Annotated in this window: 15 protein-coding genes and 2 pseudogenes; 8 read left to right on the top strand and 9 right to left on the bottom strand. The window is 69.5% G+C overall.

All coding sequences use genetic code 11. The features are described from left to right. Positions 1–482 precede the first annotated feature (482 nt). Genes LJ657_RS33530 through LJ657_RS33545 form a run of 4 tightly spaced genes read left to right on the top strand, consistent with a single transcriptional unit; the run spans position 483 to position 5,716 of the window. The gene (locus tag LJ657_RS33530) at positions 483–1,835 is read left to right on the top strand and encodes an extracellular solute-binding protein (protein WP_232652659.1); all 1,353 of its coding nucleotides are present in this window, start codon (positions 483–485) and stop codon (positions 1,833–1,835) included. After that, positions 1,832–2,860 carry a carbohydrate ABC transporter permease gene (locus LJ657_RS33535; protein ID WP_308117101.1) on the top strand — a complete coding sequence of 343 codons (1,029 nt, stop codon included), beginning with the start codon at positions 1,832–1,834 and terminating at the stop codon, positions 2,858–2,860. The genes LJ657_RS33530 and LJ657_RS33535 overlap by 4 nt, the downstream gene beginning before the upstream one ends. Next, entirely contained in the window at positions 2,860–3,681 is an 822-nt protein-coding gene (locus LJ657_RS33540) for a carbohydrate ABC transporter permease (RefSeq protein WP_232652660.1), read from the top strand. Before LJ657_RS33535 ends, LJ657_RS33540 begins: the two co-directional genes overlap by 1 nt. Before the next feature lie 28 nt (positions 3,682–3,709). Beyond that, positions 3,710–5,716, top strand: a complete 2,007-nt coding sequence (locus tag LJ657_RS33545) for a beta-galactosidase (RefSeq protein ID WP_232652661.1) — start codon at positions 3,710–3,712, stop codon at positions 5,714–5,716. A 147-nt stretch (positions 5,717–5,863) separates the two neighbouring features. On the opposite strand, the gene LJ657_RS33550 is transcribed toward LJ657_RS33545, so the two are convergent. Continuing rightward, a complete protein-coding gene (locus LJ657_RS33550; protein WP_232652662.1) occupies positions 5,864–6,820 on the bottom strand; it encodes an alpha/beta hydrolase in 957 nt (318 codons plus the stop codon). Next, positions 6,817–9,138: a family 78 glycoside hydrolase catalytic domain gene (locus tag LJ657_RS33555; protein ID WP_232652663.1), complete on the bottom strand. Its 2,322-nt coding sequence runs from the start codon at positions 9,136–9,138 to the stop codon at positions 6,817–6,819. Before LJ657_RS33555 ends, LJ657_RS33550 begins: the two co-directional genes overlap by 4 nt. A gap of 318 nt (positions 9,139–9,456) precedes the next feature. Here LJ657_RS33555 and LJ657_RS33560 point away from each other — a divergent pair, with 318 nt between their 5' ends. Further along, positions 9,457–10,101 (top strand): TetR/AcrR family transcriptional regulator, encoded by a 645-nt coding sequence (locus LJ657_RS33560; RefSeq protein ID WP_232652664.1) that lies wholly within the window; start codon positions 9,457–9,459, stop codon positions 10,099–10,101. A 292-nt stretch (positions 10,102–10,393) separates the two neighbouring features. Here the strand turns inward: LJ657_RS33560 and LJ657_RS33565 are convergent, their stop codons facing one another. From LJ657_RS33565 to LJ657_RS33570, 3 genes and pseudogenes are all read right to left on the bottom strand, one after another. Then, on the bottom strand, positions 10,394–10,609 hold the full coding sequence (locus LJ657_RS33565; protein ID WP_232652665.1) for a hypothetical protein: 216 nt from the start codon (positions 10,607–10,609) through the stop codon (positions 10,394–10,396). Between the two features lie 28 nt (positions 10,610–10,637). Beyond that, a pseudogene (locus LJ657_RS49125) lies at positions 10,638–10,877 on the bottom strand (LLM class flavin-dependent oxidoreductase); the annotation flags it as partial. 24 nt (positions 10,878–10,901) lie between these two features. Beyond that, a complete protein-coding gene (locus LJ657_RS33570; RefSeq protein WP_232652666.1) occupies positions 10,902–11,141 on the bottom strand; it encodes a hypothetical protein in 240 nt (79 codons plus the stop codon). 81 nt (positions 11,142–11,222) lie between these two features. Here LJ657_RS33570 and LJ657_RS33575 point away from each other — a divergent pair, with 81 nt between their 5' ends. Continuing rightward, positions 11,223–12,248 (top strand): CoA transferase, encoded by a 1,026-nt coding sequence (locus LJ657_RS33575; protein WP_232652667.1) that lies wholly within the window; start codon positions 11,223–11,225, stop codon positions 12,246–12,248. Between the two features lie 90 nt (positions 12,249–12,338). Here the strand turns inward: LJ657_RS33575 and LJ657_RS33580 are convergent, their stop codons facing one another. After that, positions 12,339–12,785, bottom strand: coding sequence for a ribosome-inactivating family protein (locus LJ657_RS33580; protein ID WP_443735570.1), 447 nt, complete (start codon positions 12,783–12,785; stop codon positions 12,339–12,341). Here LJ657_RS33580 and LJ657_RS49395 point away from each other — a divergent pair. Both LJ657_RS49395 and LJ657_RS33585 read left to right on the top strand, forming a co-directional pair. Beyond that, positions 12,766–12,903, top strand: a pseudogene (locus tag LJ657_RS49395) (IS630 family transposase); the annotation flags it as partial. The gene LJ657_RS33580 and the pseudogene LJ657_RS49395 sit on opposite strands and share 20 nt — an antisense overlap. Positions 12,904–13,003: 100 nt before the next feature. Next, entirely contained in the window at positions 13,004–14,665 is a 1,662-nt protein-coding gene (locus tag LJ657_RS33585) for a hypothetical protein (RefSeq protein WP_232652669.1), read from the top strand. Between the two features lie 515 nt (positions 14,666–15,180). Here the strand turns inward: LJ657_RS33585 and LJ657_RS33590 are convergent. The 3 genes from LJ657_RS33590 to LJ657_RS33600 all read right to left on the bottom strand — a co-directional run bounded on the left by LJ657_RS33590 (position 15,181) and on the right by LJ657_RS33600 (position 18,613). Then, complete coding sequence (locus LJ657_RS33590) at positions 15,181–16,926, bottom strand: esterase (protein ID WP_232652670.1); 1,746 nt, start codon at positions 16,924–16,926, stop codon at positions 15,181–15,183. A 206-nt stretch (positions 16,927–17,132) separates the two neighbouring features. Continuing rightward, positions 17,133–17,489 (bottom strand): hypothetical protein, encoded by a 357-nt coding sequence (locus LJ657_RS33595; RefSeq protein ID WP_232652671.1) that lies wholly within the window; start codon positions 17,487–17,489, stop codon positions 17,133–17,135. A 215-nt stretch (positions 17,490–17,704) separates the two neighbouring features. Then, entirely contained in the window at positions 17,705–18,613 is a 909-nt protein-coding gene (locus tag LJ657_RS33600) for a LacI family DNA-binding transcriptional regulator (RefSeq protein WP_232652672.1), read from the bottom strand. Positions 18,614–18,743 lie beyond the last annotated feature (130 nt).

Raw genomic sequence — 18,743 nt, forward strand, 5'->3', positions numbered from 1 at the left:
CGATGGGGAGGTGCATGGGGGCGATGAGTTGCGGAGCGGTGTTGCGGGGCGCGAGCAGGGGGTGGGGGCGCGGCGATCCCGATCGTGGCTGCCTTGTTCGAGGTGTCGAAAGTGTTAGCAACCGGTTTCTTGTAGCGATACAAGAAGCTGCCACCGATCCGCCGAATGAGTCAAGAGGGGTGCGTCAAGGTCACGTCGACGGACGTGAATACCCGGTCGGGCCGAGGTATTTGGGATGTTCCGAGCTCTTGACACCCATCGGAGACCGCACCTAGCGTTCGCCGGAAGTTACCCCAACCGGTTTCCCGTAGCGGGCGTTTCGGGGCGTGACGCCGCACAGACGAAGCACCGGTTCCTCAACTCTCGGCCCTCACCCGTGCGTTCGGCAGCAGCCGACGAGGTCGTACACGACATCCAGGTGTGCACGCCAGCGCTTCCCTTCTCCCTCTGATGTCCTTCCCCGCGCGAAAGGCTTCACCGTCATGCCTGTTTCCCCCAGAGGCTCCCTCGACCGGCGCCGTTTCCTGGCCGCCTCCGCCGGTGCCGCTCTCTCGGCCGCCGCCCTGCCCGGCTGTGCCGCCTCCGTCGACTCGGGGAGCGGTGCCAAAGGCGCCAAGGAGACGCTCACCATCATGGACACCGCCTGGACCAAGAAGGACAAGCAGAACGCCGAGCGCGAGCTCGGCATGAACCTCGAGATCGTCACGTACGACATCACCAAGCTCAACGCCATGCTGGCCGGCAAGAACCCGCCGGACGTGGTCCGCGGCATCGGCGCCACGGACGTGCCCTACTTCGCCGCGCGCGGTCTGATGGCCGACCTGGACCCGTACTTCGCCAAGAGCGACGCGCTCAAGCCCTCCGACCTCGCCCCGGCCAACGACGTGTGGCGCTACGACCACACGACCAAGAAGCAGGGCACCGGTCCCCGCTACGGCATGGCCAAGGACTACTCGCAGGACTGCATGTTCTGGTACCGCACCGACATGTTCGAGGCGGCCAAGCTGGAACTCCCCAGCGACACCGAACCGTTGTCCTGCGACGAGTGGCTGGACCTCGGCAAGCGCCTGGTCAAGCGCCGGCTCGGCAAGGTGAAGGTGTACGGCCTCAGCGGCACGCCCCTGGGCGGCCCCCTCACCCAGGTCATGTGGATGGCCGCGTCGGCCGGCGGAAGCCTGTTCGCCGAGGACCTGGCCACGGTGGACTTCTCCTCCCCCGAAGCGCTCAAGGCACTGCAGTGGTACCTGGACTACGCGAAGGCCGACATCGGCCCGAGCGTCGTCAACCCCAACCCGGACGGCTGGGACTGGCCCACCTACCAGGCGAATCGTATGGCGATGGCCACCGACGGCTACTGGTTCGGCGGCACCATCGGCGGCGACGCCAAGATCTCCGAGGTCTCGCGGTTCGCCCCCGCACCCCAGCTCGGCAGCCACCGCATCAGCCCCTGTTTCAGCGGCACCGGCTACTGGATCCCCAAGGAGGCCAAGAACAAGGACGCCGCCTGGAGGTACTTCGAGTGGTACTTCGCCAGCAAGCCCGCCCAGGACCGAGCGACCAGCGGGTGGGGCATCCCCTCCCTGAACTCGCTGCGCTCGAAGATGCCGCGGGACACGGCGTTCCACAAGCAGTCCTACGAGGTGCAGCAACGGGAGCTGGACTACTTCTCGGTGCTGCCCGTCAGCCCGTACGCCCAGGTGGACGCCCTCAACGCGGTGCTCACCAAGGTGCTGCCGGACGCGGTCAAGTCCGGCACCTCGGCAGGGAAGATCGCCGACACGCTCAACTCCCAGATCAACGAACAGCTCGCGCGGGGCAAGGAGCTGGTGGGGTGAGCACCGATCAACTCGCCGGTGCGGACGCGCGTTCGTCGATGCGGGCGGCCGTCACCCGGCCCGGCTCGACGCGAACGCGCCGTCCCCGCTCGCTGCGGGCCCGCCGCACCGGGGCCTTCTACGTGTTCGCCGGCCCGTGGCTGCTGGGTTTCCTCGGCATGACGGTCTTCCCGCTGGGCTACGCGCTGTGGCTGAGCTTCACCAACTCCGACGGGCTGTCCCCGAACGCCCGCTATGTGGGGCTGGCCAACTACCGGGAGGTCTTCTCCGACCCGGACACCCTGGCCTCCCTGGCCCGCACCGGACTGTTCGCCGCGATCACGGTGCCGCTGACGATCGCGGCGGGATTGTTCCTCGCGGTGCTGCTGAACCAGCCGATCCGTGGCCGGGGCGTGTTCCGCACGCTGGTCTATCTGCCCGCGGTGGTGCCACCGGTCGGTGCCGCCCTCACCTTCAAGCTGATCTTCGACCGTGACTCGGGTTCGGCCAACGGCCTGTTGGACATCTTCGACGTCAACGGGCTGGCCTGGCTGCAGGATCCGTACGCCCGCTGGGTGCTGATCACGCTGACCGTGTGGGGCTGCGGGAACGTCATGATCATCTCGCTGGCCGGACTCCAGGACATCCCCGCCGAACTGCTCGACGCGGCGCGGGTGGACGGGGCGAACTGGTGGCAGTCCTTCACCCGGATCACGCTGCCCCTCCTCTCCCCCGTGCTGTTCTTCCAGCTGGTCACCCAGATCATCGCGACCCTTCAGAGTTTCCTGCCCCTCCTCATCGCGGTCGATCCCACGCCCAAGGGAGTGGGGGCCGTGCCCCAGAGCAACCAGCTGATCATGATCGACGTCTTCGCGCAGTACTTCTCCAACGGCCGCTACGGCTACGCCTCCGCCCTGCTCTGGGTGCTCTTCGCGTTCGTCATGGCCGTCACCTTCCTCGTCTTCAGGCTGAGCAAGGGAGTGGTCTTCTACTCCGTGGATCCCGAACAGGCAAAGACCAAGCCCCGGACGATCGGAGACAACTGATGGTCCTGGCCCGACGCAAAGTCGTCCACATGCTCCTGGTCGCGATCCTGGTGCTCATGCTCAGCCCCTTCGGCTGGCTCCTGATCAGCGCGTTCAAGGACCCCTCCGAACTGCGCGCGGTGCCCATCCACTGGTGGCCGCACCGCCCGACCCTGGAGAACTTCCACCTCGCCCTGACTCTTTTCGACTTCTTCGGCTACGCCCGCAACTCGCTGACGATCGCCGGCATCTACTCGGTGCTGATCACCCTGGCCTCGGCCTGGGCCGGCTACGGCTTCGCCCGGCTGAGCGGGCCAGGCAAGCGGATCATCTTCGGCCTGATGCTGTCCACGATGATGACGCCGCAGATCATCACCCTCATCCCGACCTACCTGCTGTTCGCCAAGGCCGGGCTGACCAACACCTATGTGCCGTGGGTGCTGTGGGGACTGGCCGGAGCGCCGTACCTGATCTTCCTCTTCCGGCAGTTCTTCACCAACATGCCCAAGGAACTGGAGGAGGCGGCGATCATCGACGGCTGCGGTCAGATCCGCATCTTCTGGCGGATCTTCCTCCCGCAGTCCTGGCCCGTCATCGCCACCAGCCTGGTCCTCTCCTTCAGCTGGAGCTGGGGCGACTACATCTCCCCCGCCCTGCTGCTGGACGACGACCGCACCACGCTCGCGGTGAAGATGGCCACCGGCTACGTCAACGAGCACGGAACCGGCCTCTACACCGTCGTCGGCGCGGGCGCCATCCTCTACATCCTGCCCTCGCTGGTCCTGTTCCTCATCCTGCAACGCGGCTTCGTCGCCGGCACCGCCACATCCGGACTCAAGTGACCACGTCTGCCCATCCCGGAGCCACACAGTGACCACGAAACCCGTCCTCTCCGTCCCCGGCATCGCCTACGGCGGCGACTACAACCCCGAACAGTGGCCCGAGGAGGTGTGGGCCGAGGACATGCGCCTCATGGGCGAGGCCGGTGTCAACTTCGTCAGCGTCGGCATCTTCTCCTGGGCCCTGCTGGAGCCCTCGGACGGCGTGTACGACTTCTCGCGCATGGACAGGATCCTGGACCTGCTGCACGAGAACGGCATCGCCGCCGACCTCGCGACCCCTACCGCGGCGCCCCCGGCGTGGTTCTACCGTGCCCACCCGGAGGCGCTGCCGGTCGACAAGGACGGCCGCCGGCTGTCGTACGGCAGCCGCCAGACGCTCTGCCCGTCCAGCCCCGCCTACCGCGAGGCCGCTCTGCGCATCACGCGCGCGCTCGCCGAACGGTACGCCGGCCACCCGGCGCTGGCGATGTGGCACATCCACAACGAGTACGGCTGCCACAACAACGCCTGCTACTGCGACACCAGCGCGGCGGCGTTCCGGGCCTGGCTGCGTACCAAGTACGCCGACGACCTGGCGGCGCTGAACGACGCCTGGGGCACCACCTTCTGGGGCCAGTGGTACTACGACTGGGACGAGATCCTGCCCCCGCGGGCGAGCGGCGCCGGGCCCAACCCGTCTCATCTCCTGGACTGGCGCCGCTTCAGCTCGGACGCACTGCTGTCGCTCTACAAGGCGGAGCGTGACGTGGTGCGGGCGACGACCCCCGCCACTCCCGTCACCACCAACTTCATGGCGATCACCGACGCGCTGGACTACTGGCGCTGGGCCCCCGAGCTGGACGTGGTGGCGAATGACCACTACACGATGTCCACCGACCCCGAGCCGGAGATCGAGATCGCGCTGAGCAGCGACCTGATGCGGTCGCTGGCGGGCGGCCCCTGGTTCCTGATGGAGCACTCCACCGGGGCGCTGAACTGGCACACCGTCAACCGGCCGAAGGGACCTGGGGAGTTGCGCCGCAACGCCCTCGCACACGTGGCCCACGGCGCGGACGGCATCGCCTTCTTCCAGTGGCGGGCGTCGAAGGCTGGCGCCGAACAGTGGCACTCGGCGATGGTTCCGCACGCCGGCACCGACAGCCAGATCTGGCGGGACGTGGTCCGCCTGGGCACCGACCTCAAGGCGCTGGCCGAGGTCCGCGGCAGCACCGGCACGGCCGAGGTCGCCATCACCTGGGACTGGAACGCCCGCTGGGCCCTGGAGGTCCCCGCCCAGCCCAACAGCCGGCTGCGCTATGTGGACCTGGTGCGCTCCTGGTACGAGCCGCTGTGGCGGGCGGGCGTCGCCGTGGACTTCGTACGCCCGGACGCAGACCTGTCGTCGCACCGTCTGGTCCTGGTGCCGGGCCTGTACCTGGTCGACGATGAGGGCGCGGCGAACCTGGCAGGGTTCGCGGAGCGGGGCGGCACGCTCGCGGTCGGCTTCCACAGCGGAGCCGTCGACGAGAACTGCCATGTCCGGCTGGGCGGTTACCCCGGAGCGTTCCGCGAGGTGCTGGGCGTCCGTTCGGACGAGTACCTCCCGCTCCAGCCCGGCGAGACGATCGGGCTGAGCGGGGGCGGTACGGGCTCACTGTGGTCGGAACGCCTGCGCCTGGCGGGAGCGGAGGCGGTGACGACGTACACCGACGGGCTGATGGCGGGCGTACCCGCCGCGACCCGGAACACGTACGGCGACGGCACGGCCTGGTACCTGGCCACGCACCCGGACCCAGCCACCCTCGCCTCCCTCCTCACCACGGCGTACACCGCGGCCGGAGTGGAACCGGTCCGCACGGCGCCGGAGGGCGTCGAGGTGGTGCGCCGCCGATCGCCCTCCGCGGACTACCTGTTCCTCATCGACCACGGGGGGCACGGCGCGCAGGTGACCGTTGCCGAGGACGCGACCGAACTCCTCACCGGCAAGGCGACGCCGGGTTCGGTGACGCTGGCACCGGGACAGATCGCGGTGGTACGCGAGCCGCGGCACGGCTGACGCACGGGTCCCGGTGTCGGGCAGCTGTCCGGCCAACGAGAGGGGCACCACGCGAGCCGGCCTCGCTCCTGCGGTTGGACATGTGTGTGGCGGAGTGAGACAGCCGGGCCTGCCCCTGCGTCGCTCGCCGAGCGCCGGCGCTGCCACTCAGCGAGGACTGTGCAGACCTCGGCGGAGGGCGGCGATCACGTCCGTGTTCATCCGGGTGGCCACGGTGGCCTGGCTGCCCTGGTTAGCGCCGTGGAACGTGCCCGGGTACAGGTGCAGTTCGGTGAGCACGGCGGCCTGCGCGAGCCGCTGGGCGTAGGCGATGGCCTCGTCCCGCAGCGGGTCGAACTGGGCGGCGCCGACGAACGCGGGCGGCAGTCCGGACAGGTCCTCGGCGCGCGCGGGCGCCGCGAAGGAGGACACGCCGTCCCCTCCCCGTACGCCCTCTCCGAGGAAGTGGTCCCAGCTGAGTTCGGCGTCGGGCCTGCTCCAGCCGGGGGTGTCGGTGTAGGCGCGCATCGACTCGGTGAGCAGGCGGTCGTCGAGCACGGGGGTGAGCAGGCACTGGAAGCAGAGGTCCGGGCCGCCCCGGTCCCGGGTGAGGAGGGTCAGCGCGGCGGCCAGGGCCCCGCCCGCGCTCTCCCCGAAGACCCCGATCCGGTGCGCGTCGATGCCGAGACCGGCCGCGTTCTTGGCGACCCACTCCAGGGCGGCGTAGCAGTCCTCGATCGCGGCGGGGTAGGGGTGCTCGGGCGCGAGACGGTAGTCCACCAGCACGACGGCCGCTCCCGTCTCCGCAGCCAGGCGGCGGGCGTCGGCGTCCGAGGTGGCGATGGAACCGAGGACGAATCCGCCACCGTGGAGGTACAGCAGCCCCGGGACTTCGCCCTGGCCCGCGGGACGGTGGACGCGCACCGCGACGGGCGGCGCGTCCGCGGGCCCGGGCACCAGTTCGTCCTGGACGGTCAGCGGCACAGGCGACTCGTACGGGGGCTGGTAGGCCAGCCCCCGATTCATGCCGGCGCGGGCGGCCTCGTGGTCCGTGAAGTCGAACAGGGCGACGAACTCCAGGCGGGGTGCGAGTTCGGGGTCGATGGGGTAGGACGGGTCGGTCATCGGAGGTCCTCTGCGGTGGTGGGCCAGGGGGTGCGGAAGGTGTGCCCGCCGGGGCCGGCTTCGGCGGGCGCGCTGCCGGGCAGCTCCACGGTGGCTGTGGCGCCGTCCGGGACGAGGACGTCCAGCCGAAGTTCACCGTTCGCGATCCGCCAGGAGGACTCCGCGCGGCCGTACGGCGTCTCGTGTGCCGCGTCGGCCCAGGTGATGCCGCCCCCGGGAAGCGGGCGGAACCGGATCCGGCGGTAGCCGGGCTCGGCGGGTGCCAGTCCCGCGACGGTGCGGTGGAGCCAGTCGGCGACCGCCCCGTAGGAGTAGTGGTTGAGGGAGTTCAGGGGCGAGGGGTTGAGGCTGCCGTCGGGCAGTACCGCGTCCCAGCGTTCCCAGATCGTGGTGGCGCCGCGGTCCACCTGGTACAGCCAGGAGGGGCACTCGCGTTGGGTCAGAAGCAGGTAGGCGGTGTCGGCGTGGCCGGTGTCGGTGAGCGCGTCGCAGATCAGCGGTGTGCCGAGGAAGCCGGTGCCGATGCGGTGGCCGCGTGCGGCGACCAGTGCGGCCAACTGCTCACCGGCTCGCGCGCGTTCGGCGGCGTCGTCGATCAGCCGGAAGCACAGAGCCAGCGCGTACGCGGTCTGGGTCTCCTCGTGGAGCAGGCCACCGCCCCGATGGAAACGGTCCCGGAACGCCTCGCGCACCGCGTCGGCCAGCGCGTGATAGCGCACGGCGTCGTCCTTCTCCTCCAGAACCTCCGCGGTACGGGCCAGCAGCCGGGCCGAGTGCGCGAAGTAGGCGGTGGCGACCAGAGGTCCGGAGGTGCTCGACTTCGGGGGCATCGACGGTGGCGCGGTCGGGTCGAGCCAGTCGCCGAACTGGAAGCCCTCGCCCCACACATGGCCCGGTCCGGCGACCGCGTCGACGGTGTCGACCCAACCGCGCATGGACGGGTACTGGGCACGGAGCACCTCGGCGTCGCCGTAACGCTCGTACAGGGTCCACGGGACGACGACGGTCGCGTCGCCCCAGCCGGCCATGGGCCGGTTGCTGCTCGGCGGCGGGGAGCTCTGGAAACGCAGCGGGACCGCGGGGCTCATCAGCGGCGGTACACCGCCCTCGTCCGCGGCTTGTTCGGCGGCCAGGTCGCGCAGCCAAGAGGCGAGGAAGTCCCGGACGTCGTAGAGGAAGGCGGCGGTGGGGGCGAAGACCTGGGCGTCCCCGGTCCAGCCCAGACGCTCGTCGCGCTGCGGGCAGTCGGTGGGCACGTCGAGGAAGTTGCCGCGCATGCTCCACACGACGTTCTCGTGCAGCCGCTCCAGGGAGGGGTCGGAGCAGGCGAACCAGCCGGTGCGGCGCAGGTCGCTGTGCAGGACCACGGCGGCGATGTCCCCGAGCCCCAACTCACCCGGCCAGCCTTCGAGTTCGGCGTAACGGAAGCCGTGGAAGGTGAAGCGGGGCTCCCACTCCTCCGCCTCCGCGTCGCCCCGCAGGACATAGCGGTCGGTGGCCTCGGCACCCCCCAGGGAGCGAGCGGACGGCGTCCCGTTCTCCAGGACCTCCGCGTGGCGCAGCGTGACGGTGTGGCCGGCCTCGCCGCGGACCCGGATGCGCAGCCGGCCGACCAGGTTCTGCCCGAAGTCGACCACGGTGCGCCCCTGGTCGTTCCTGCTCACGCAGACCGGCCCGAACTCGTCGACCCGGCGGACCGGCGGGCTGTCGGCGGGGAAGAGGACGGACGAGTCGAAGCCGCCCAGGACCTGCACCGGCATCCAGGCGGAGTCGTCGAATCCCGGTGCGCTCCAACCGGACTGTTCGAGGCGGGCGTCATACGACTCGCCCTCGTACAGCCCGGTCACGACGACCGGTCCGCTGCCGGCACGCCAGCCGGGTCCGGTGGTGACGGTCTGGGTGGTCCCGTCGGCGTAGGTGATGTGGAGTTCCGCGAACAGGCCGGTGCGCGAGCCGTACAGGTTCCGGGTGCCGCCGTTGAACCCGAGCAGCCCGCGGTACCAGCCGTCGGCCAGGTGGGCGCCCCAGGCGTTGGGGCCCGGCCGCAGGAGACCGGTGACGTCGAACGTGTGGTAGCGGTGCCGATGGTGATAGCTCGTCCAGCCGGGGGCCAGCACGACATCGCCGACGACCGTGCCGTTCAGCTCCGTCTCGTACACGCCCAGGGCCGTGATCAGCATGCGGGCGCTGCACACCGGCCCACGCACGGTGAAACCGGTACGCAGCAATATGCCGGGTCCCGGTGAATCGGAGGGGGCGGCGGCCGGGGAATCCGATGGGGCGGCGATGACCTGTGCGGTCCACTGGTGCTGAGGCATGTCGTCTTCCTGACGGGGGCGGGGCGCGGCCATCCGGTACACCCCCGGAGGTGCTGCCCGTACGACCGCTGCGCGGGACGGTGGTGCTCGGTGTTTCCGGCCCTGAGGTTGCCGCCCTCCGAGGTCCTGGAGAAACGTGACGATCAAGCGGAACGATCCGGGGGGCGAGGCGGATGGTCTGCCCTGAGGCTGCGGCGACACACCTGGCCCATGTGCGTCCTCGCTCTCTCATGGCAACGGTGCCGGTCGTGGGCTGGATCAGAGTAGGTCGTAAAAACCATCTGAGCAATGGTTTTTATGGCTGGGTACGATGCCGCCATGCCGAGGCAGCGAAGAACCGGAAGCTACGCGGTGGGCCGCGCCCGGCAGGACGCCATCCTGGACACCGCCACCGAGCGTTTCGCCCAGGCCGGCTATCACCGCACGTCGATGGGCCGGATCGCGGCGGACGTCGGCCTCAGCGAACCCGGGCTTCGGCATCACTTCCCCACGAAGAAGCACCTGCTCGTCGCGGTCGCCGGTCGCCGCTTCGACCTGCTCGCCACCTGGGCCAGGGAAGCGCCCCGGCCCGACGACGGCACCCGCCCCTTCCGTGTGATGCTCAGCATCACGGAGCGAATGGTCACCCAACCGGGACTCATCGAGCTGTTCGTTCTGATGTCGGCCGAGGCCGCCGGGCCCGCCAGCCCCGCTCACGACCTGTACGCCACCCACTACGACCGAGTGGTGCGCACGATCGCAGAAGAGTTCCGCAGTACCGCCGAACAGGGCTTCCTCAGGGCCGACATCGACTATGAAGCCGTCGCCCGGCGCTACATCGCCATGAGCGACGGATTGCAGCTCCAGTGGGTACTGAGCGGCGGCGCCCTCGACCTCGTCGGACTCATGCGCGGCTATCTGGAACAGCTCGCTCTCACCCTGCAGGCTTCGCCCGCCCCTCTCGATCTGACTTCTGCCGTGTGAAGCGGCCCTGACGGCCTCCGCCCTCCGGGGCGTCCGAGCGGAAGTCGGCGGCGGCCTGATCCGGACCATGGTCCGGACGGGGTGATCGGGCATGGACGCGGCCACCACGACCACGGCGCTGATCAGGCCGGGCACATCGGTGGCGTTGCCCGCGGCGGGAAAGGCGGTGGTGCCCCGTTCGGTCACCCGACGCACGGCTGCCGTCGAAAGGGCCGCGTGGGAGCGTTGCACGCCGCGGTCCTCAACAGGGCGCCGTGGGGCCGGTCGGCGTCCGCGCGCCGTCGCCGCACGATCACCTCCCCGAGAAGTCCGGTCGGCGTTTCTCACGGAAGGCGGCGACACGGGCGGCGAAGTCCGCCGTGCCGAACAGGTGGGACGGTCCTTCGCGCTCGGTGCCGAGGGCGGTCCGCAGCGAGTCGAGGCCGAGTTCCTCGGCGAGCCTGGCGGCCTCCAGCGCGCCTTCCGGCGGCCCGGACTGCCAGTAGCCGAGGTGGTATCCGAGTTTCATCGTGGTTCCCTTCCGATGTGGCCCCCGCTCAGCCGAGGACGACCTCCGCCACGCGCCGAACCTCGGCCGGTGTACGGGGCGAGACGACGAGCGTGGTGACGCCGCTCTCCTGCCATGCCTGGATGCGGTCGCGGACCTTGGCGGCGTCCCCGACGATGTGCAGTTCGTCGACGAGGCTCTCGGGAATCAGCGCCGTCGCCTCCTGCTTGCGTCCGGCTAGGAACAGCTCCTGGACCTTGTCCGCGACGTCGGCGTACCCCAGCCGTTCGAATACGTTCTTGTGGAAGTTCTGCTATCGCGCGCCCATGCCGCCCATGCACAGCGCGATGAGGGGCTTGAGCGGGTCCAGCACCGGCCGGGGGTCGTCCGTGACCTGGACGTGGCAGGCGGCCGCGATCTCGAAGGTGTCGCGGGTGCGCTTGGCGCCCGGCCGGGCGAAGCCCTCGTCGAGCCACGGCCGGTACATCCCCGCGGAAGCGGGCGAGTAGAAGATCGGGATCCAGCCGTCCGCGATCTCCGCGGTCTGCGCCACGTTCTTCGGCCCCTCCGGGAGGTCGGGCTGCTGACCGAGCTGACCAGCCCTGACGGCCGCGACGTCGTCTCCGCCGAAGGCATGGCGCGGATCGACAGCGTCCGCACGGTGCCCCGGCCGCCCTCGCCGACGGGCCCGGGGTTCGCCGGTGAGAACGGGCCGTCACACCCCGGTGGTCTCCCCCTGGCGGGCGTGACCGTGCTCGACCTGGGCGTCATCGTCGCCGGCGCCCAGACCGGCCTCCTCTTCGCCGAGCAGGGGGCCCGGGTCATCAGGGTCGAGAACCGTCAGTTCCCGGACGGCATGCGCCGTACCTTCGAGCGGCTCACACCGGCTCTCGCGCGCGGGCACATGGGCAAGGAGAGCCTCGGCCTCGACCTGCGCAGCGACGAAGGCGTGCGGATCTTCAAGGAACTCGTCCGCCGGGCGGACGTGGTCACGTCCGACTTCAAGCCCGGCACGCTGGAACGTCTCGGTATCTCCCACGCCGACCTGCTCCGCGTCAAACCGCGGATCGTCTGCGTCGAGAGCAGCGCCTTCGGGAACGCCGGTCCCTGGCGCACCGCGATGGGGTACGGGCCGCTGGTGCGGGCCGGATCCGGACTGACCTGGCTGTGGCGTCAGGGCCCGGACTCGACGTACTTCGGCGACGGCATCACCATGTATCCGGACCACGTCGCGGCGCGCGTGGGGGCGATCACGGCGCTTGCCTGCCTGCTGGACCGCTGGCGTACCGGTGTCGGCCGGCACGTCGGCGGTGGCGCAGTCCGACGTCGCCCTCGTACAGCTGGCGGAACTGCTCGCGGCCGAGGAATCCCCGTACTGGTCCCCGTACCCTGCGGCGGGGATGCACAGGGCGCTGGCCTCGTTCGATCGGTTTGCCCAGGAGATCGACCGTCGCGCGGATCGGCCACTTGGCGGCCGACCAAGAGCCTTCAGCAACGCCTGATCCCAAGTACTTCAGGCGGCCGCGGCCGCCTGGCCGAGGGATGTCGCCAGATCCCGGGAATCACGATGGCTGACCGGTTCGCCGTCCGCGCCGGAGGCGCACGGGGCGATGCCGGTGACACTGAACCTCGCGCCGGTCGGCTCGGGCACCCTCCCTAGGGCAGTGGGAGCGGCCCGCTGAAGGATCCGCTCCACACCCTCGAGGACGGAGTCAGTCCGGCATCAGGCCGAGACCCGCAGAACGCCCTCTTACAGCTCTGTCTTCGGGTTGCCGTTCTGTACTGCCTTGGCGCCAAGACAGGTGATCAACAGCGCTACGAGACTCTTCGCGTTGGTGTAGGTCCTGCCATAGACGTTGACCCGACCTCTGTCGTTTCGGTAGACCTCGCTGGCGTCTGCCCAGTGGTGCAGGGCGTAGACGTCCTCGGTGGTGAGGCCGTATGAGGTCCAGTCGCCGATGGCCGTGCGGATCCGGTTGTGAAGCGGCAGGATCCGTCCTGCCTCTGCGACACCCACGATGAAGGTCAGCATCGCCCGGGCGGTGTCCCGGTAGGTGCTCCTGGGGTTGTGGAAAGTTCTCACGGCGTCTTCGAACTGCGAGAACCCGATGCGCACATCGGTGAGCGGCCGGTCCGCGGCCCGCGCCAGAGCGTCATAGCCCTCGGGCCATCCATCGTCCAACCTGGCCGCGCTCACCGTCGATGCGCTGGAGACGCTGATCCGCAACCGACTCAAGCGCCTTCAGTACCGGCCCGTCGTCCTCGACGGCTTCCTCGCGGAGACCGGCCTGATTTTCCACCCGCTACCGCCATGACGTCGCGAAACATTGTCGTCGGAAACTCGCCCGCCGCGATCGTCCGCCGCGCAGGCAATCCCCTTGCGCTGCCGACCCTGTCCAGCGATGCTCGGATGCCGTGAGCGGCTTCCAGATCAGCACCCTGACGGCCACCGAGGAGCGGCTCTGGCACGCTTTTCCCACCGGCGCCCTGGTCGACCTGCGCTCCCGACCCGACGACGGCCCCGGCCAGGCGACGTCGTGGCCGCGCACCCGCGAGATTCGCGCCGAGGTGATCGCGGCGCTGCTGACTGGCAGCGGGCCCGATGCGAACGGCGGCGCGGGGGTCAAACTGGCCGGCGCTCGTGTCGTCGGGCGACTCACGCTCGCCCACACGCAAGTCCCCTACGCACTCGACTTCGAGCACTGCTGCTTCGACGACGGCCTGGACCTCGCAGAAGCCGAGACGCGCAGCGTGCGCCTGCGCGGCTGCTACCTCACCGTACTGGAAGCCAACCGCGCCGAGATCCGCGGCGAGTTCCAGATGGAGGGCTGCCGCCTCGACCGGCTCAGCCTCTACGCGGCACGCGTCTTCGAGATCGAAATCAGCGGGACCACGATCACCGCGCCCCCGCCCGAACCACCGGCCCCCGACGCCGACTGGACGCCGCCGCGCACCGCCATCAACGGCGACCTGCTCGTCGTCGACACCGCGATGTACTGCCACGACGTTGTCATCGACGGACAGTTCCGGCTCCCCGGCGCGCGCATCGGCGGATACCTGCATCTGGACGGCGCCCGGATCACCCACGAGGAGCGCAACCGCCCACCCACGCCCGCCCTGCTGGCGCAGGGGCTGCGCGTCGACACCGGCATGTTCGCCCGCCGTGGCAACACCCGCGCGAAGAACCGGTTCACCGTCACCGGCGGCGTCGACCTCAGCGACGCCACGATCAAGGGCGGGCTCATGCTGCCCGACGCCGACCTGGTGGACGACCACAGCCAAACGGCGCTGCGCGCAGACCACATCTCGGTCGAGGGCGGGGTCAACCTGTCGGGCGTCACGACTTCGGGCGCGGTCCGGCTCAACTCGGCCCGCGTCGTCGGGCCGCTGACACTCAGCGGTGCGCGACTGGGCACGCTCGACGCCTCCGGCGCGCGCGTCGAAGGGGCGATGTTCTGCAATGAGGGGTTCACCGCGCACAGCCTGGACTTGCGGCGGGCACGGACTACGACGTTCGAGGACGACGCCGCGTCCTGGCCCGACAAGCTGCGCCTGGACGGCTTCGTCTATGACGAACTGATGCCGTTGCCGACGGCCGGGACGCGACTGCCGTGGCTGGCTCGTGACGCGTATCAGCCTCAGCCTTACGAGCAGCTGGCCGCGCGCTACCGCGCGGTGGGGCGTGACGGCGAGTCGCGGCGGGTGCTGCTGGCCCAGCAGCGGCGGCGACGTGAGGCGGCGGGCGTGCCGGCGAAAGCATGGGGCCTTCTCCAGGACGCAACGGTCGGGTACGGGTATCGGCCGTGGCTGGCCGGGCTGTGGTTGTTGGGCCTGCTCGCCGCTGGATCGGTCTACTTCGCCTCCCACCACCCCGCACCGCTGGGCACGGGCGGCCCGCATTTCAACCCGGTCGCCTACACGCTCGACCTGTTGGTGCCGGTAGTGAGCCTCGGTCAATCGGGCGCGTGGAATCCGAGCGGGTCCAGTCAGGTGCTGGCCTATGCGCTAATCATCAGTGGCTGGACACTAGCCACGACGCTGGTCGCCGGGGTCACACGAATACTGGTGCGGCCCTGAGATAACAGGTCTCTCTCCGGCTGGCGCGCCTGTCACGAGACGACATCAAACCGTCGTCCTCATTAACCATCCGCGACCAGATGTCCAGCCCTGCTCCGGAGCACCTCCACCACGGTCTCCATGTCCCGCCGGGGACCGACGACGATCACCGGAACGCTCACGGCCCCACAGCGTCCAGCAGCGGAACCGCATTCGCAGGACGACGACGTCGCCGCTGCCCTCCATGGCAGTTCACAGCAGGGCGGGGTCATCCGGAACACCCGCTCCACGCACGGGTCGGGGTGCCCGGTCACCCCGTGCGGGGCCACCCACCATCGGTACAAGCCAGGGGGACGGCGGACCTGGGCACCGTCGAGGGGCAGTCGACGAACTGGAATCGCTCGCGTGGGTTCGGTGGTCCGTCGTGGCGTTGCTGCCTGCGAGGGATCTGCTCACCGTCAGAAGCGCCTGCCCTTGGGCGCCGGGCGTCCGGTCACGGCTCGTCGACCAGACGCCCGGGGTGTCCGGAGGCGTGGTCACTTCCTGGTGATGGATGCCACCCAGGTGATGAAATTCGTCGTCGAGTCGCCGGTGCGCTCGGCCATCGTGTGGCCCTGAGCCCACACGGTAGCGAAGTCGACGTCGTGGATGCCGTAGTTCTGGAGGGCCAGCAGGAGGTTGACTTCGGTCGTGCTCGCGGTGTCGCCCTGCATGATGCCGGTGCGGATGCGCCAGTGACGCGCCACCTGCGACCTGCGGTAGCCGCCGAAGGCGGGTGAGAGGAAGTACAGGGGGTTGTACGCGTCGCCCCGCCAGGCCATGTCCTTGCCGACGCTGTCCTTCTTCGCGAAGTCGCTGTCGTACGCCGAGGAGCCGTAGTCGGACTGCCAGTCGGAGTACGTGGCGTAGGTCGCCTCGTTCGCCTTGATGACGTCTCGCGTGAGGGGCGCGAAGTGCGCCGGGACGCCGAGCCCCATCGCGAAGACGTTGTTCTCGGTCTGCCCGCGGGAGTACCCGTCGAACGCGCCGACCGGCTTGCTCGCGGTCTTCTGGCTCTTCACGAAGCCTTCGAGGCTGGACACCGTGACGGTGTTGGTCGCGGAGTCGTAGGTGACCCAGTCGCTGTCGGTGTTGAGGTAGGCGATGTAGTCCTCGACCGTCTCGTACGTGGTGGAGGATCCCGTCTGGCCCGATCCGGGCGGACCGCCCATCGTCGTGACGGTGTACGGGAAGGTGTTGTCGGCCAGGAAGTTGTTCAGCGAGGTGGTGATCACCTCGATGAGGTGGTCGTAGTAACTCCCGGCCAGGCCTATGCCGTTGCTCGACTCGGTCAGCTCCAAACGCCTGCCGTGCTCGTCGCGCAGCCCCAGCCGGTTGACATACCTGGGCCAGGCCTTCGCGAGGTCCGTCGAGTAGGCGCTGGTCCAGGTGCCGGACGCGCGCGTGCCGGTCGAGGCGAACTGGCCCATGTTCCACTCGTAGGACAGGTTGGCCTCGTGCAGGCTGGTGATCGGGCACCAGGCCATGACGCCGGCGACCGTGTCGCTGAGGGGCCGGCCGTGAGCGTCCGCCATGGCAGCGCCGATCGTGCGCAGATAGGGCTCGTACAGGGGGCTGTCCCCGGACGCGCCCGCCACGGTGTCCTGTGCGCCGCCACCGCTCATGCCGAACAGGACGATGTCGTCTGTGCTGCCGGGCAGGACGCTCCGGTTGTACCGCAGGAAGCGGACCGCGGCCTTGAGGTCGGTCACGCCCCAGGCGGCCGCGTCGGAGCGGTCGCTGGTCGAACTGTCCCGGCCCCGCAGGCCCGGCCACACGTAGATGTGCCCCGCCTCCAGGTACTTCGACACGCTGCTGTAGCTGTATGACGTAGCCGGCTTCTGCGCGGCGTAGCCGGGAGTGTTGACCGGGATCACGATCGGCGCCGTGCGTCCGGAGTAGTCGCCGACGGTGCCCTTCGGGTTGACCTTCGCGGTGTACGTGGTCCCGTCGCTGTTCGCGGTGGCCGTCAGATAGGCACCCGGCACGTAGATCGACAGGTTCTCGTAGTCCGTCGCGGCCGGGTTGGCGACGTACACCTTTCCGACTTGGTAGTACACGTCGTTGGTCGAGTCGTACGACCAGGCGGTGGGGTCGAACTCCAGCGAGTACGCCGAGGACGCGCTCGACGCGCCGTGCGACGACGATGTGCCGGCGACAGCCGTGCCCGCCGCGCTTTCGGCGATTCCGAACGCGGCCACGGCCGTGGCACTCCGGATGACCGTTCTGCGGTTGATGTCCACCCGTAGACCTCCTTGTGTCGGGCTGTGCGGCTCATTCGCAGCCAGACTGTAGACATCGAGTCTGTGATTGTTGCCAATTTTGATGACAGTTTCGTTAGAACAATGAGCTGCAGGGAGATCTCACGACGCCGAAGGCGCCGCAGGTGTGTCGGTCTGGGACTGCACCCATCCTCGGCTGACCACTCGCCCCGATGAGGAACTACGGGTCACCGTCGCCGCAACGCGCCGACGGGTCCCCGGAGGCGGTAAGGGCACTGACTCCTGCGCACCTTGCCCATCCGGGCGCAGAACCGCTGCGGGCTGGCCTCGCCGAGGAAGAGCTGGTCAAGGTGGGTGAGCGGTTCGTTGCCGAGTTCGGGGGGCGCCCGGTCCCAGGAGAGCTGGAAGCTCTTCGCGTTGCTGGCCAGGCCGTGGACGTACGTCGTCCAGCCCGCGTTGTCGGTCGTCTTGAGCCTGGCGTCGAGATCCTTCACCGGCGGGACAACGCCTTTCTCGAGGAGGCGGTCGATGTAGACGCCGTCCTTGAGATGGACCATCGCGGGTTTCTTGTCCTTGGCCCTCACCTGCGCCGACAGTGAGAAGGAGTTGGCAGTGTTGTCGACGACATCGCTCGCGTCGCTCCTGCCACCGGAGACGGGCCGCGAAGCCGGACCAGCCGAGGTTGCCGGCGGAGACGGACTCGGCGACCCGGTCGTCATCGTGCCGCCCACCCAGCTGCACTGCCGGATCATCGCGGCCCTGCTGGTACAGCTGGGCCGGAGTTCGACAACCTGCGCGATCACGCCGACGCGCGGGTCACGATCCGGCCGGGCGGGGGCGCCAGAGTACCCGGGTCGATGCCGAGGGCATTGCGGGCCGCGATCCGTCCGAGGATTTCGGCGTCGATGTGGACGGTGGTGAGTGCGGGGGTCGACAGGGAACCGTACTCGGTCTCGTCGAAACCGATCACCGCCACGTCCTCGGGCACCCGCAGCCCGAGGTCGCGCAAAGCCGTCAGGGCGCGCAGCGCGATGTCGTCGTCGAAGGCGGCCAGGGCGGTCACGTCCGAGTGGGCGGCCAGGAACGTCTCGACAGCGGCAGCGCCGGCCTGGCGGGGCCGCGGAACGACGAAGCGCTCCAGGGGCGGAAGTCCCAGCCGACGGGCAGCCTCCTGGGCGAATCCCAGTCGGACCCCGGTCAGCGGATACTCACGGTCGGTCATGCCCATCGCGATCCGGGTGTGCCCGCGTTCGGCGAGGTATCGGATCTGCAGCGCGGCGTTGGCGGCGAACCCGTTCTCCCAGTCCGCCTCGGTCGGCTCGTGTCCCTGCAGGTAGGCCTCTCCGAGCCGCAGCACCGCCCGTGGCGCGATGGTGTCCAGCATCTGCTGGGTGGCCTCCGGGATCGCGTGACCGTGCCGGACCAGGAGGATGTGGCCGTGCTCGGCAAGCTCCTCGTCCAGGCCCCGGACGTAGCTCCGGGAGAAGTTGCCCTCCATGCCCCAGTCGACGTTGAGGACGACGATGCGCGACGAGCCCTCGCGCAGCGCGCGGGCGATGCCGTGCGCGACGTATCCCAGCTCCTGGGCGGCCTCCATGACCCGCTCGCGGGTGGCCGCCGAGATCGTCTGCCGTGGGTCGTCGTTCAGCACGAAGCTCACCGTGGCCCGCGACACGCCGGACGCCTTGGCCACGTCGGTCAAGGTCACTCGGCCAGAACGGCCCATGCCGGCCCACTTCCTCTCCATCGGGCTGGGGCCCCCGGCCGCATGTGGTGTCGCCGGGAAAGTGGCACCCCATCTCTAGAACGATTAAGCACTGCAGCCCAGTCTAACGTCA

This window comes from Streptomyces guryensis (assembly GCF_021261325.1).
Lineage (GTDB): Bacteria > Actinomycetota > Actinomycetes > Streptomycetales > Streptomycetaceae > Streptomyces > Streptomyces guryensis.